This window comes from Ectobacillus soli, from assembly GCF_042610425.1.
Classification (GTDB): Bacteria; Bacillota; Bacilli; order Bacillales; family Bacillaceae_G; genus Ectobacillus.
This window is the reverse complement of the sequence record NZ_JBGJZM010000001.1, coordinates 1,301,292-1,316,110: the sequence shown is the minus strand read 5'-3', so window position 1 is coordinate 1,316,110 and position 14,819 is coordinate 1,301,292. Positions and strand designations below refer to the sequence as shown.

The following is a 14,819-nucleotide window of genomic DNA, read 5'->3' as shown; positions in this document are numbered from 1 at the left end:
ATGAAGCTATTTCATACTGCCGATTGGCATCTAGGAAAGCTTATACACGGTGTGTATATGACGCACGATCAAGCTTATATCTTAGATCGCTTTATAGAAGCAATAGAGGAAGAAAAGCCAGATGCGGTTATTATTGCAGGCGATTTATATGATCGTGCGATTCCTCCCACGGAAGCGGTGGAATTATTAAATGAAACGTTGAAAAAAATCGTGATTGATTTAGAAACACCAGTTCTTTCGATAGCAGGAAACCATGACAGCCCTGACCGCATCCATTTTGGTAGTGATTTGTTGAAACGCCAAGGACTTCATATTATCGGACAGCTTCAGTACCCGTTTGAAACCGTAACATTACACGACCAATACGGAGAAGTGCATGTCCACCTCGTTCCCTATGCGGATCCAGGTATTGTTCGTCATGTATTGCAAAATGAAGATATTCATTCGCATGACGATGCAATGCGAATCATTACATCTATGATACGTGAATCAATGGACCGTCAAGCACGTCATGTTTTTGTTGGTCATGCGTTTGTTACATCCTTAGGAGAGGAAGAGGAAAACACAAGTGATTCAGAACGGCCGTTATCGATTGGTGGTGCCGAATATGTGAATAGTAACTATTTTACTAGTTTTGACTATACTGCACTTGGGCATTTACACCAGGCTCATTTTGTTACAAATGAAACGATACGTTATGCAGGTTCCCCCTTACCGTACTCTATTTCTGAAGAAGCTCATAAAAAAGGTTTTTATATTGTTACCTTAGACGGTGATGGTAAGGCTACCATTGAAAAACGGTTGCTTGAACCATTGCGTAAAATGAGAACAATAGAAGGAACCTTGCATGATATACTGCAGCATGAGAATTCAGATGACTATGTGTTCGTACACTTGCTTGATGAGAATCCTGTATTGCAGCCTATGGAAAAAATTCGTTCTGTCTATCCAAATGCGATGCATGTGGAACGGATTATAAAAAGGCAGGAAACAGTAAATAGTGAGCAAGTGACGGAGCGGCATAAGATGGATGATTTTGCTTTGCTTAAGGCCTTTTACAAAGAAATGAAGGGAATTGAGCCAACAGAAAATAAGCAACGGATTTTTCAAGACATTTTAGAAGAGCTCCAGTCACTGGAGGGGGAACGACAATGAAACCGATTCTATTAACAATGACCGCATTTGGTCCATACAAATATCAAGAAAACATCGATTTTACAAAGCTTGGGGAACATCGCCTATTTTCTATTTCAGGTAATACAGGCGCTGGGAAAACTACGATTTTCGATGCTATTTGCTACGCTCTTTACGGTGAGGCGAGCGGGGAAGAGAGAAATGATGTTAGTATGCTACGAAGTCATTTTGCTGATGATGATACATATACGTTTGTTTCGTTAACATTTGAAATGCACGGGAAAACCTATTATATAAAACGGCAAATGGCACATCGTAAACAAGGAAATAAAACGGCTACTGGCGGAGTTGTTGAGCTTTATGAAGTGGTAGATGGCGAAAATATACCGTGTGTAGATCGGTTTCATGTGAATGATGTAAATAAAAAGCTAGAAGAATTAATCGGATTAACAAAGCATCAGTTTAGTCAGATTGTGATGCTACCACAAGGGGAATTTCGGAAACTATTAACTTCGGAAACAGAAAATAAAGAAGAAATATTGCGTCGGATTTTTAAAACGAATCGTTATAACCAAATTCGGGAGTTATTAGATCATAAACGAAAACAATTAAAAAACAAGTTAGAGGGGAAAATACAAGAAAGGGATATTTATTACCGCAATGCACTTGCCATGCCAGTGCGTGAAGAAAGCTTGTTACAGGAACTTTCGCAGCAAAGCAGTTGGAATAGTTTTCAAATGATTGCGGCGCTAGAGGAAGAGCAGGCATTTTTCAACGGGCAGCTACAACTATTACGTAACGAAGAAAGCTTACAGATTTCTCAATTGCGTCAAAAAGAAAAAGCTTATCATGAGGCAAAGTCCATTAATGAACTGTTTCAACAGCTCGAGCAAACGAATATTGAATATAATAATCTTATAGAAAATCAATCGTATATGAAACAAAAAGAGGAACAATTGGTACAAGCAGAAAAGGCAAATCGTATTCAGCCGTATGAAGCTTCATGTAAAGAAGCAAACCGAGTTGTTGAACAGACGAATCAAGTTTATAAAACTGTTCAAATACAAAAAGAACAACTGGATTCTGCGTATAAGAAAGTTACGTTACTCTTTGAAGAAGAAAAAGAAAAGCAAACGCTGCGTGAACAGAGAAAGCAAGAGTGGAATGTGCTTCAAGACATGCAATCCATTGTGGAAACTTGGGCGGAACGAACAACGAAAATAGCAGCTTTAGCTTCTCATATAACTAAAAAGAGTGAAATGTTACATACCTATAAGCAACAATATGAACGAGCTATGCAAGAGCGTAAGCAGATCTCTATGCAATTGCAACAACTGGATGAGGCATCGCAGCATTTTGTAACAAAACAGCGTGAATTGGATACATTACGTGATGATGTGAAATTATTAATGAAGGTTGAGAAAGCCCTTAATGAAAGTAAGAAAGATGAATCCACTCTTCATGAAGCGAAAAAAGAAGTGAACGATGCAAACGCGGCATACGAGGAAATTGAGAAGCAATATTTATCGGAACAGGCTGGACAAATTGCACTTCACTTACATGATGGAGAGCCTTGTCCAGTTTGTGGGAGTACCTTACATCCGAACCTGGCCGATCAAATGATTGAGGTAATAGACAAACACCAAATGAACGAAGTGCGTAAAAGAAAAGAACAAGCAGAAAAAATCTATTTTCGAAACGATGAAAAGTGGAAATTAAGTATAAAGCAATATGAAGAATATGCAGTAGAAGCGAAATATAGAGGCTATGATATTTCCAATTTTGCGGTCATTTTTCAATCCCTAACAGAGCGGGGACAACAGTTAAGTAAGGATGTAAAGCAACTAGAGGAGAATGAAAAACAGCGTTCTTCTATGCGTAAATTGGAAAAAGAAAAAGAACAAAGAATAGACACTTTAGTAGACAAAATAAAGGAAGTCGATAGTGAGATTCATACGATCCAACTTCAAGAAATGGAGCAGAAGCTGTCTCTTGAACATGATCGAAATACACTTCCCAGTGCGATTACTTCTTTAGAAGAATGGCGCTCACAATGTCAAATAGCAAAATCTAAATTTGAAGAATTAGAGCAATCTTGGCATAGCGTGCAGCAACAATTTGAGACCATACAAAAGCAGGCAATTCAAATAGGTGCTGAATTTGATTCGCTCTCACGTGAGCTTGAACGTGCTACTGTACAAAAAGTAGAAAAGCAAAAATTGTTCGATGTGCAACTAATAGGAGCAGGCTTTATAAATATGGCCGCCTATGAAACAGCAAAATTAACACCTGAGCAAGTGGTGAGCGAAAAAAGAAACCTGCAAGATTATTATTCATCTGTGGATGTGATGAAAAAGCAATTGGTTCGTTTGCAACAAACATTAGATGGAAAAGAAAAAAGCGATTTAGCCGAGCTGACACAAGACATAACGGATATTCAACAACTCGTTACATCCCTTATTGAGCAAAGACAAAATGTAAAGCGTACAATTGAAGATATAATCAAATTAAAGGGAAAGATTGCTTCCATCGATGAACAAATTCATGATGACGAAGTAATCTATCAAGAAATAGTAGATGTATATGAAGTCGTGAAGGGAGATAATGAAAATAGAATTTCCTTTGAACGGTATGTTTTAATTGAATATTTAGAGCAAATTGTTCATGCTGCTAATGAACGATTACGAAAACTTTCGAATGGACAATTTTTCTTAAAACGAAGTGATCGAGTTGAAAAACGAAATCGACAAAGTGGACTGGGCTTGGATGTATACGATGCATATACTGGGCAAACTCGTGATGTGAAAACTCTATCAGGTGGAGAAAAATTCAATGCTTCTCTATGTCTAGCACTTGGAATGGCTGATGTTATTCAATCATACGAGGGCGGTATTAGCATTGAAACAATGTTTATCGATGAAGGGTTTGGTTCACTTGATGAAGAGTCGCTTATGAAAGCAATTGATACGTTAATAGATTTGCAGAAATCGGGCCGGATTATTGGAGTTATTTCACACGTACAGGAACTAAAGCAAGCTCTCCCAGTTTCATTAGAAGTGACAAAGAGTAAGGATGGATTTAGCCAAACAAAATTTGTTATTAAGTAATGTTAGAAACTAGGGAATAGAAATTTTAATATAATCGTGAAGATAATATAGAAGGGTGAAATTATAGGCATACTATACATCATGTAAGGAGGGTGTGCCTATGACTGTTTTGAAATTTTTTCAGTATGTATGTAGTTTGCTTGCCATTGCTTGCTTAGTTTTTACATACTATCAAATGATGAAAAGTAAGAATCATGATCGTGAGTAACAAAAAAAGCTAGGCCTGAAATCGGCTTAGCTTTTTTGTTTAATTCGATAATTCGTATAGCATACGAGTTTCCGTTTTCATTTTTGATTTACATAAAGGGCAGGTAGGTACTTCGCTAAGAGAAAATTCTTTTCGCATCCATCCCTTACAATCGTCTGCCTCGCAAGCCCAAACCTCAACTTCTTCTAATTTGCGTTCTTGCTGCATAATGTCTTTTTTCTTATTCCAATTCATGAAATCACTCCTTCTTAAATTAAGAATAAGGCTAAAATAAATAAAGACTGCTAACGAATCTGTTAACAGCCTGTATCCTCTTGTAAGGAAAGAAAAATGACTTTATCCCTAAAGGGATTACGGTGGCCTCGTTCAATTTTAAATGATTTAGAACCCTGTTTAATGTAACTTGGAACGGATACAACTGGTTACATGTTCGTTGCAACAAGTTACTATGCATGACATATTTATTTATAAAAAAATGATTCACACATTGGCAAGCTTCGTAGACAAAATAGCACTGCTTGACAAAATGTGAATTATAAATAAGATGCATTCATGTAAATTCATTGTATCACAATTTCAAAATTATAGCAATGTCAATACCATAGTAACATTTTTTATGTACCAGCTTCTTTAACGCAAATACGGAACCGGTATCTCAAATACACAAAATGTCTAATAGTAATGTGTGATCATTAAAGAATACTTCGGTGTATTCATTGTCAAAAAGAGAAGAAATAACAGATATGACTTGTACAAAAGCCACATTGTGCGTTATAATAAAGCCCTCATCAATAGTATAAATAGAGGTGGCAAACATGAATAAAACAGAATTAGTAAAAAAAGTAGCGGAAACAACAGAATTATCACAAAAAGATGCAACATCAGCAGTCAATGCAGTTTTTGAAGCTGTAACAAAAGCTTTAGCATCTGGTGAAAAAGTACAATTGATTGGTTTCGGAACATTTGAAGTTCGCGAACGTGCAGAACGTACAGGCCGTAACCCACAAACAGGTGCTGAAATTACAATTGCTGCAACAAAAGCACCAGCATTCAAAGCAGGAAAAGAATTAAAAGCAGCTGTAAAATAATACATACAAAAAAATGTGTCTAGATTCTAGACACATTTTTTTATAAGTAATAATTAAATTTCATGTACCGTATGGTTAATATAAAAATAAAATAAGATTTTTCAATAATCAGTAGCAAAAAAATTAAAATCTACGTACTATTATAATTGCTGTAGAAAATAGAGATAAAGGAATCGTGTTTCAAAATAAGGGGATTCATATTGAAAGTGAAATCATGGCGGAACTAAAAAAGAATAATCAATTCATATGTATTTTGAGTGGTTTGTTGTTTTTGGGATTTTGAATGGTTTCATTCTTATGGTTATCGTACATACACTTGTGTCGTACCACGTACTCGATTTGATTTATAACAAAATATCTGATGATTCGATGGAATCCTACATAGTTGTAGAACTATGTAGGATTCTTTTTTGCCCATTTTATGGAAATATGCTTTACAATGAAAATAATGACAGAATTGAAAAAATAACCAAACTATTTATCATGCCTACTTCAAATTTATATCTCGTTAGTACATGAATCGCTGTCGAATAAAGTGAGGGAGCGTGACAAAATGGAGTACACTTTACCACGTGAAAAACAGATGATTCAAGAAATGGTTCGGGATTTTGCTGAAAAGGAAATCGCACCAAAGGCAATCTACTACGATCGTACAGGAGAATTTCCATATGAAACGTTTCAAAAAATGGGGGAACTTGGACTACTAGGAATTCCCTTTCCTGAAGAATATGGTGGATCTGGCGGAGATACATTGTCATATGCACTGGCAGTCGAAGAAATTGGACGTGCATGCGGAGGGACGGGGCTTAGTTATGCAGCAACTATTTCTCTTGGTGCATCCCCCATTTATTACTTTGGTACAGAAGAGCAAAAGCAAACCTATCTCATTCCTATGGCATCTGGAAAAACGCTTGGCGCATTTGGTCTAACAGAACCTAATGCTGGGTCTGATGCAGGTGGAACACAAACAAAGGCAATTCTTGATGGCGATGAATATATTATTAGCGGAGAAAAGTGCTGGATTACAAATGCGGAGTACTCTAACACAATAATTGTAACCGCTATCAATGGAGTAGATGAAAGAGGAAAAAAGAAAATTTCCGCTTTTATTGTTCCTACAAATACAGAAGGACTATCGATTTCAAGCCCATATGACAAAATGGGAGTGCGAGCTTCCAATACATGTGAAATCATTTTAGACCAAGTACGCGTTCCAAGAGAAAATATTTTAGGTGATGAAAATAAAGGATTTCACCAATTTTTATATACGCTAGACGGTGGACGTATATCAATTGCTGCATTAGCCGTTGGTATTGCACAAGCTGCTTTTGAAAAAGCACTCCAGTTTGCTAAGGAACGCAAGCAATTTGGAAAATCGATTTCCTCTTTCCAAGCGATTCAATTTAAGTTAGCAGACATGGCAATGGAAATTGAATTAGCGAGAAATGCAGTACACAAGGCAGCATGGTTGAAGGATCATAATAAAGCCTTTGCAAAAGAAGCTGCCTTTGCAAAACTATTTGCATCAGAAACGGCAAGCCGTGCTGCAAATCAATCCGTTCAAATACATGGTGGTTCTGGGTATATGCGAGAGTATGAAGTAGAACGGTATATGCGAGATGCCAAGTTACTTGAAATTGGAGAGGGAACGTCTGAAATACAGCGCCTTGTAATTGCAAGACAGTTAGGGCTTCGCTAAAGGAGGAATGTAAATGTTTACTAAAATCCTAATTGCCAATCGCGGGGAAATTGCAGTTCGAATTATAAAAACTTGTAAACGTTTAGGAATTACGACGGTTGCCGTGTATTCAGAAGCCGATGCAAATTCCATGCACGTTTTGCTTGCTGACGAGGCATATGGCATCGGCGGATCGCGCGTGCAAGATAGTTATTTAAAGCTTGATACCATAATTGAAATTGCAAAGAAGACAGGAGCTGAGGCTATTCATCCAGGCTATGGATTGCTGTCGGAGCATCCAGATTTTGCTTCGCGCTGCGCTGAAGAAGGACTTACATTTATTGGCCCTTCTAAGGAAGTCATCTTGCAGATGGGAAATAAAATTCAATCTCGAAAAGCGATGATTGCCGCAGGTGTTCCCGTGGTGCCTGGAATTACAACTCGTATACCTACAATCTCTGATGCAAGGGTTATCGCAGGAGAGTTTGGTTATCCGCTTATGCTAAAGGCTGCTGCTGGCGGCGGTGGAATTGGTATGCAGCGGATTGAAAATGAGCAAACGCTCGTTCAGGTTTTTGAAAGTAATATGACACGTGCAAAGAACTTTTTTGGAAATGGAGACATGTACATTGAAAAATTGATTACTAACGCTCATCATATCGAAATACAAGTGTTAGCAGATTCATATGGCAATACCGTATACCTATGGGAACGAGAATGCTCGCTTCAACGGCGAAACCAAAAGGTAATGGAAGAGGCTCCTTCCCCTTTCATAGATGAAAGAACACGTATAAAAATGGGAGAAATTGCCGTAAAAGCAGCAAAGGCTATTGGCTACCAGAATGCAGGAACAATTGAATTTCTTGTTGATGAAGAGATGAATTTTTATTTTTTAGAAATGAACACCCGCCTTCAAGTCGAACATCCGGTAACGGAAGAAATTACGGGTTTAGATTTAGTTGAACAACAATTGCGTATTGCCGCAGGAGAGAGGCTCTCTTTTTCACAAGAGGATATTGCTTTAAACGGACATAGTATCGAAGCACGGGTGTACGCAGAGGATCCCAACACATTTTATCCTTCACCAGGAAAAATTACGTTTCTTCAACTTCCAACTACGGTTCGTATTGATCATTTTGTCGAAGAAGGAACAACCATAACTCCCTATTACGATCCAATGATTGCAAAGGTAATTGCACATGGAGCTACAAGAGAGAAGGCAATCCAGTCGCTTCATCAGGCACTTACAGACTTCAAATTACAAGGTATTAAAACAAATATTCCATTACTACTTCAAGTGCTAGAGGATGAGACATTTCGCATAGGAGTGTATACGACGAGCTTTTTAACAGAACGAGTAGTTCAAAAATAAATTAAAGGAGGAGAAAAAAATGGCAAATGTATATGCTACGATGGCAGGAAGCGTATGGAAGCTTGTGGTGAATGTAGGAGATGTAATTGAAGAAGGACAAGATGTTGCCATTTTAGAGTCGATGAAAATGGAAATTCCAATCTCAACTGAACAAGCAGGAACAATTGTGAAATTAAACGTAAGTGAGGGAGAGTTTGTAAACGAAGGTGATGTTATAGCGGAACTGGAATAGGAGGATGAGGGATGAAGTTGCCTGATTTTGTTGTGATAAAAGAAGTTGGTCCTCGAGATGGATTGCAAAATGAAAAAAAAATCGTAGCAACAAAAGATAAGCTCGAATGGATTCACCTCCTATCCGAAACGGGGCTATCTTATATAGAAGTGTCATCCTTTGTTCATCCAAAGTGGATTCCGGCTTTAGCAGATGCAGCGGACGTTTTTGCCCATTTGGAGCGAAAAGCAGGCGTTACCTATGCTGCTCTCGTTCCAAATATTCGCGGATTACAGCGTGCTCTTTCTGTAAATGTAGATGAAGTTAGTGTATTTCTCTCAGCAAGTGAGACTCACAATCATAGTAATATTAACACATCTATTTCGGATGCTCTTGCATCCATAAAAGAAGTAACCGTAAATAGCTTACAAGCTGGAAAAAAAGTTCGTGGTTACATATCAACTGTGTTTGGCTGTCCCTTTGAAGGGCAGGTCTCCATTTCGAAAGTTGAAGAGATTTGTGAGGAATTGCTATCGTACGGAATTTACGAAATTTCTCTTGGAGATACGATTGGCGTAGCAAATCCGTCTCAAGTAGAACGTGTATTAGGGTCTCTACTTAGTAAATTCCCAACTTCTTCCCTAGCACTTCATTTTCATAACACGTATGGAATGGCCCTTGCTAATGTTATGCAATCACTATCTATGGGGATCACAACGTTTGATAGTGCGTGCGGGGGATTAGGAGGCTGTCCGTATGCACCAGGCGCTTCCGGAAATGTCGCAACAAATGATCTCATTCATATGCTTTCTGCTATGGGAATACAAACAAATATTGATGAAAGCCGTTTTACAATTGCTACTCAGTTTATAGAGCGTAAGCTAAATATGCCGTTACACAGTCATGTACACCGCGCTATGCAACAAAAAATGAAAAGTAGGTGAACGCGATGCTTCTGCTAGAGAATATTTCAGTTGAATTTCGTACAGAGCATATTGTGACCATTATACTAAACAGGCCGAAGCAAGCGAATGCATTATCACTTTCATTGCTTGAGGAACTGCAAGAAGTATGGAATCAGATAAGAGAAAATACAGATATACGTGTTGTGATTATTACCGGTGCAGGAGAAAAAGCATTTTGCGCCGGTGCAGATTTGAAGGAACGAATGGGAATGAATGAAGCCGAGGTACGCCAGGCGGTCACATTAATTCGTGAAACGATAAATCAACTCGAACAATTGCCGCAACCTGTCATTGCTGCGATAAATGGCACTGCACTTGGCGGGGGAACAGAGCTTTGCTTAGCATGTGATATTCGCGTCGCTGCTGAAACCGCTACACTTGGTTTAACCGAAACATCCCTTGCCATCATTCCTGGTGCTGGTGGAACGCAGCGTTTACCTAGGTTAGTCGGTTTAGGCAGGGCCAAAGAGCTCATTTATACAGCCAGACGTATAACAGGAGTCGAAGCAAAGGAATACGGTCTTGTAGAATTTACAGCTAATAAGGAAGATCTGCTTACGAAAGCCTATGAGATTGCGGCACTCATTGCACAAAATGGACCTCTTGCCGTAAAGGCTGCAAAGCTTGCTATTTCAAAAGGGATGCAGGTGGATATTCAAAGCGGGCTTCAAGTTGAAATAGAGGCATATGAAACTATCATCCCGACAAAGGATCGTTTGGAAGGGCTACAAGCATTTGGAGAAAAGCGAAAGCCAATCTATAAGGGGGAATAATCGTGCTAGATCAACAACAGAAGCAAGGTACGTTAGAAGAACGCGTGGAGAAAATAACAAAGGGCGGAGCCAAAAAATATCATGAACAAAATAATGCAAAAGGGAAGTTTTTCGTAAGAGAGCGCCTTACTGCTTTATTTGATGACTTTGACTATGTAGAAGATGGATTATTTGCAAATTGCGATAATGATGATTTACCTGCAGACGGTGTAGTAACTGCTATTGGCAAGATACATGGACGCACTGTTTGTGTGATGGCGAATGATTCAACTGTAAAGGCCGGGTCGTGGGGCTCACGTACGGTTGAAAAAATCCTTCGCATTCAAGAAACAGCTGAAAAGCTGCGCGCACCATTGTTTTATTTAGTTGATTCGGCAGGGGCACGTATTACCGATCAAATTGATATGTTTCCAGGGCGCCGCGGCGCAGGACGTATTTTCTATAATCAAGTAAAGCTATCAGGGAAAATCCCGCAAATTTGCTTATTGTTTGGACCTTCTGCAGCAGGAGGAGCCTATATTCCCGCTTTTTGTGACATTGTTATGATGGTAGAAGGAAATGCTTCGATGTACCTCGGTTCACCTCGTATGGCTGAAATGGTAATCGGAGAAAAAGTGACCCTCGAAGAAATGGGCGGAGCACGTATGCATTGTTCCGTTTCCGGATGCGGAGATGTACTATGCAAAACGGAAGAAGAAGCATTGATACTTGCACGCAACTATATTTCGTATTTTCCAAATCACTATTTAGAAAAACCATCTGTCACAACAGCGATACAACCGAAAACATTTGAAAAAACGTTAGAAGAAATCATACCACAAAACCAAAACGCACCTTTTAATATGATGGATTTGATTTATCGCATTATTGATGAGGGCTCATTTTTCGAAATTAAAAAGCTGTTTGCCCAAGAAATTATTACTGGTCTTGCTCGCATCGATGGAAAGGTTGTCGGTATTGTTGCCAACCAGCCCCGAATGAAGGGTGGTGTTTTGTTCCATGACTCTGCAGATAAAGCGGCCAAGTTTATTACATTGTGTGATGCCTACCATATTCCACTCCTGTTTTTAGCAGATGTTCCTGGCTTTATGATTGGTACAAAGGTGGAACGAGCAGGTATTATTCGTCACGGTGCAAAGATGATATCGGCGATGAGTGAAGCAACTGTTCCGAAAATATCAATTATCGTTCGTAAGGCATATGGAGCAGGGCTTTACGCAATGGCAGGCCCAGCCTTTGAACCCGATTGCTGTTTAGCACTTCCTACTGCATCCATAGCTGTTATGGGACCAGAAGCAGCGGTAAATGCGGTTTATGCTAATAAAATTGCTGCACTTCCTGAGGAAGAGCGAGCAGCATTCATTGAAGAAAAGCGCGAAGAATACAAAAAAGATATTGATGTTTACCATCTGGCATCTGAAATGATTATCGATGGTGTCGTTCATCCTAATTCATTACGAAGCAAGCTTATTAAGCGATTTGACATGTACAGCAGTAAATATCAAGTATTTACAGATCGGAAGCATGCTGTATATCCGGTTTAACAAAGTTAGGAACGCAGAAAGAGAATTTTTTCTGCGTTCCTTTTTTTATAAATCAGCTTCTTGCCTCGCATCATGAACGCTACTTTTCTCGCATATACTGGTACAAGCGTAAAGAGGAGGGACTTTCGTGAATGGGCTAGAAGCTTTTTTATTAGGTATTATTCAAGGGTTAACGGAATTTTTGCCGATTAGTAGCACGGGCCATTTGTATTTGGGACGTCATCTAGTTGGCTTAGATGACGCTGGTTTATTTTTAGATACAATGCTTCATCTTGGAACGTTACTAGCAGTAATTGTTTATTACCGGAAAGAGTGGATTCGTATTATCAAACGTCCCTTTAGTAAATTGACGTTTCTTCTAGTTGTAGGAACAATCCCTGCCGTTATCATCGGGCTTTTATTTAAAGATTTTTTTGAGGAAATATCAAAAACAGGAGTAACTATTGGATGGGAGTTTTTAGCAACTGGTTGCTTTCTATACATAGCCGAAGTAGGGAAAAGCGGGAGTAAAAAGATGGAGGATATTACTTACAAAGACGCCCTAATTATTGGCTCCTTTCAAGCGTTTGCTATTTTTCCAGCTATTTCTCGTTCTGGTATGACAATTGTCGCAGCATTATGGCGTAAGCTAGACCGGGAAACAGCAGCCTACTTTTCGTTTTTATTATCCACACCGGCGATAATTGGAGCCATCGTATTACAGACCGGAGATATTGTACAAGGAAAAGCAGAAACGATTTCTGGAACATCTCTACTTATTGGAACCCTATCCGCAGCTTTCTTTGGCTATATAGCTGTTTCATGGATGATCCAATTTTTAAAGAAGCATTCTTTAAAAATATTTTCCTATTATGTATGGCTGCTTGGCATACTTATACTTAGTCTTCAATTTTACGGAGTTTTTTAAGATAAACGTTACATAATATGCGATGAATTATCCTGTATAACGGTGATACAGCCATTGTTATTATAGGCAAAAACATGGTACTCTTTTACTAGCAGTATATTTTGTTTAGAAGGGTAGGTATTTCCTTGGGTAGTAAAGTAATAAAAGAAATATGGAGTTGGATTCGTTCCATTGCCATTGCTTTTGTATTGGCCTTCATTACAAGTGTTTTTTTGATTCAACCTTATAAGGTTGAGGGACATTCTATGGATCCGACATTACGAGATCAAGAACGAATTATGGTTTCGAAGCTGTCGCATACATTTTCCCAGGAACCTAATTATGGGGATGTTGTTATTATTGATAGTCGTGTGGACCGGGCACGTTCTGTTCTTGACGATATTACTGAAAATGCGCTATTTCAGCTTGTTACAAACAAACGCCAAGATAGCTTTCTTTATGTAAAGCGTATTATCGGTAAGCCTGGAGATGAAATCGAATTAAAAGATCATAAGTTATATCGAAATGGTACTCTCGTTGATGAACCTTACATAAAAGAAGAAATGACGCTAGTCGCACAAGGAAAATGGAAAGTACCGAGTGGACATGTATTTGTCATGGGTGACAATCGTAACAATAGCAAAGACAGTAGAGAAATTGGATTTGTTCCAATCGATCATGTATTAGGATCCAAGGTATTTGGATTTTAGCATCAGAGGGAATAGCCTTCTGATGCTTTTTTATGCAAACAATGAGGGGAATTATAAACTTTTGCTCTTTACTTATAATTCAAAAAAAGATAAGTTAGTTGCAATAGTATTTTGAGATGGTCATTTTGTCATGAAAAAAATATAGTTATGTAGCAGTAGGAGTGAACTGAGAATGTTGTCAAAACTGAATCGTTTTTTGGAAAAAGTGATGCCAATCATTACACCAACAAGTGTAGTACTAGGTGTATTTTTTGCTGACCATCTGAAATCCTTTGCTTTTCTTGTTGCATGGATTTTTGCTTTTATTACATTTACAGGGAGCTTGGGTTCGAGCTTTAAATCATTAAAGCGTGTTGTTCTTCATCCGCTTCCAACAATTGTTGTGCTAGTTATCTTACACATCCTCATGCCAATTGTTGCTTGGCTGCTTGGGCATCTATCATTTAGCGGGGATCCATTCACAATAACCGGATTAATTTTAGCGGTTGTAATCCCAACAGGTGTTACTAGTTTAATATGGACTACTATTTATAAAGGGAATGCGGTACTTGCGTTGTCTATTATCTTAATTGATACACTATTATCTCCTCTTATTGTTCCCTATAGCATTGCCTTATTAGGCGGCGGTGCTGTTTCTATGGATGTATGGCCGATTATGAAAGGTTTACTAGGAATGGTTGTTCTGCCTTCTATTTTAGGTATGCTGTTAAATCAACTTACAGCTGGGAAGGTAAAAACGACAATAGGAAAACCACTGTCTCCGTTTTCTAAAATTGGAGTAGGTCTTGTTGTTATGATCAATAGTGCCAATGTAGCACCTTACCTCGTACATATAAACGGTAAACTTGTTTTGATTTGTTTCATGATTCTTGTTATTTCCACGTCCGGGTATGCTCTTTCATGGTTAACGGGGAAAGTACTTCACTTTGATAAAGAGGATGTAATAACCTTAACCTTTACAGGAGGCATGCGAAACATTAGCGCAGGTGCAGTTGTAGCCATTACCTATTTTCCTGCTGCAGTAGCAGTTCCTGTCATACTCGGTATGTTATTTCAGCAAACACTAGCATCGCTTAATGGTCATGTACTAGATCGATATTATAAAAAAAGAGAAATAGCAAAAGCAAGTTAAATTTCAAGAAA

At 38.5% G+C, this 14,819-nt stretch carries 13 protein-coding genes; 12 read left to right on the top strand and 1 reads right to left on the bottom strand.

Going from position 1 to position 14,819, the window contains the following annotated elements; genetic code table 11:
* Entirely contained in the window at positions 1–1,155 is a 1,155-nt protein-coding gene (locus tag ACAN53_RS06805; protein WP_379968338.1) for an exonuclease SbcCD subunit D, read from the top strand.
* The gene (locus tag ACAN53_RS06800; protein ID WP_379968337.1) at positions 1,152–4,241 is read left to right on the top strand and encodes an AAA family ATPase; all 3,090 of its coding nucleotides are present in this window, start codon (positions 1,152–1,154) and stop codon (positions 4,239–4,241) included. Before ACAN53_RS06805 ends, ACAN53_RS06800 begins: the two co-directional genes overlap by 4 nt.
* A gap of 247 nt (positions 4,242–4,488) precedes the next feature.
* Here the strand turns inward: ACAN53_RS06800 and ACAN53_RS06795 are convergent, their stop codons facing one another.
* Complete coding sequence (locus ACAN53_RS06795; protein WP_379968335.1) at positions 4,489–4,683, bottom strand: cold-inducible protein YdjO-related protein; 195 nt, start codon at positions 4,681–4,683, stop codon at positions 4,489–4,491.
* Positions 4,684–5,264: 581 nt separating this feature from the next.
* Between ACAN53_RS06795 and ACAN53_RS06790 the strand changes: the two genes are divergently transcribed.
* The 10 genes from ACAN53_RS06790 (at position 5,265) to ACAN53_RS06745 (ending at position 14,808) form a co-directional block, all read left to right on the top strand.
* Positions 5,265–5,537, top strand: a complete 273-nt coding sequence (locus ACAN53_RS06790; protein ID WP_379968333.1) for an HU family DNA-binding protein — start codon at positions 5,265–5,267, stop codon at positions 5,535–5,537.
* A gap of 553 nt (positions 5,538–6,090) precedes the next feature.
* Positions 6,091–7,236, top strand: coding sequence for an acyl-CoA dehydrogenase family protein (locus tag ACAN53_RS06785; protein ID WP_379968331.1), 1,146 nt, complete (start codon positions 6,091–6,093; stop codon positions 7,234–7,236).
* Positions 7,237–7,249: 13 nt separating this feature from the next.
* Positions 7,250–8,587 carry an acetyl-CoA carboxylase biotin carboxylase subunit gene (locus ACAN53_RS06780; RefSeq protein WP_379968329.1) on the top strand — a complete coding sequence of 446 codons (1,338 nt, stop codon included), beginning with the start codon at positions 7,250–7,252 and terminating at the stop codon, positions 8,585–8,587.
* A 19-nt stretch (positions 8,588–8,606) separates the two neighbouring features.
* A complete protein-coding gene (locus tag ACAN53_RS06775; RefSeq protein ID WP_379968327.1) occupies positions 8,607–8,819 on the top strand; it encodes an acetyl-CoA carboxylase biotin carboxyl carrier protein subunit in 213 nt (70 codons plus the stop codon).
* Between the two features lie 11 nt (positions 8,820–8,830).
* Positions 8,831–9,742, top strand: coding sequence for a hydroxymethylglutaryl-CoA lyase (locus ACAN53_RS06770; protein ID WP_379968325.1), 912 nt, complete (start codon positions 8,831–8,833; stop codon positions 9,740–9,742).
* A gap of 5 nt (positions 9,743–9,747) precedes the next feature.
* Positions 9,748–10,536, top strand: coding sequence for an enoyl-CoA hydratase (locus tag ACAN53_RS06765; protein ID WP_379968323.1), 789 nt, complete (start codon positions 9,748–9,750; stop codon positions 10,534–10,536).
* Between the two features lie 2 nt (positions 10,537–10,538).
* Positions 10,539–12,080 (top strand): acyl-CoA carboxylase subunit beta, encoded by a 1,542-nt coding sequence (locus ACAN53_RS06760; protein ID WP_379968321.1) that lies wholly within the window; start codon positions 10,539–10,541, stop codon positions 12,078–12,080.
* Between the two features lie 127 nt (positions 12,081–12,207).
* A complete protein-coding gene (locus ACAN53_RS06755) occupies positions 12,208–12,987 on the top strand; it encodes an undecaprenyl-diphosphate phosphatase (protein ID WP_379968319.1) in 780 nt (259 codons plus the stop codon).
* Positions 12,988–13,127: 140 nt separating this feature from the next.
* Positions 13,128–13,676: a signal peptidase I gene (lepB, locus tag ACAN53_RS06750; protein WP_379970271.1), complete on the top strand. Its 549-nt coding sequence runs from the start codon at positions 13,128–13,130 to the stop codon at positions 13,674–13,676.
* A gap of 172 nt (positions 13,677–13,848) precedes the next feature.
* Complete coding sequence (locus tag ACAN53_RS06745) at positions 13,849–14,808, top strand: bile acid:sodium symporter family protein (protein ID WP_379968317.1); 960 nt, start codon at positions 13,849–13,851, stop codon at positions 14,806–14,808.
* The last annotated feature ends 11 nt before the right edge of the window (positions 14,809–14,819 follow it).

Coding starts and splice junctions, on each gene's coding strand:
- ACAN53_RS06795 (WP_379968335.1), bottom strand. CDS start 4,683: ATGAATTGGAATAAGAAAAAAGACATTATGCAGCAAGAACGCAAATTA.
- ACAN53_RS06785 (WP_379968331.1), top strand. CDS start 6,091: ATGGAGTACACTTTACCACGTGAAAAACAGATGATTCAAGAAATGGTT.
- ACAN53_RS06790 (WP_379968333.1), top strand. CDS start 5,265: ATGAATAAAACAGAATTAGTAAAAAAAGTAGCGGAAACAACAGAATTA.
- ACAN53_RS06770 (WP_379968325.1), top strand. CDS start 8,831: ATGAAGTTGCCTGATTTTGTTGTGATAAAAGAAGTTGGTCCTCGAGAT.
- ACAN53_RS06800 (WP_379968337.1), top strand. CDS start 1,152: ATGAAACCGATTCTATTAACAATGACCGCATTTGGTCCATACAAATAT.
- ACAN53_RS06780 (WP_379968329.1), top strand. CDS start 7,250: ATGTTTACTAAAATCCTAATTGCCAATCGCGGGGAAATTGCAGTTCGA.
- ACAN53_RS06765 (WP_379968323.1), top strand. CDS start 9,748: ATGCTTCTGCTAGAGAATATTTCAGTTGAATTTCGTACAGAGCATATT.
- ACAN53_RS06775 (WP_379968327.1), top strand. CDS start 8,607: ATGGCAAATGTATATGCTACGATGGCAGGAAGCGTATGGAAGCTTGTG.
- ACAN53_RS06805 (WP_379968338.1), top strand. CDS start 1: ATGAAGCTATTTCATACTGCCGATTGGCATCTAGGAAAGCTTATACAC.
- ACAN53_RS06745 (WP_379968317.1), top strand. CDS start 13,849: ATGTTGTCAAAACTGAATCGTTTTTTGGAAAAAGTGATGCCAATCATT.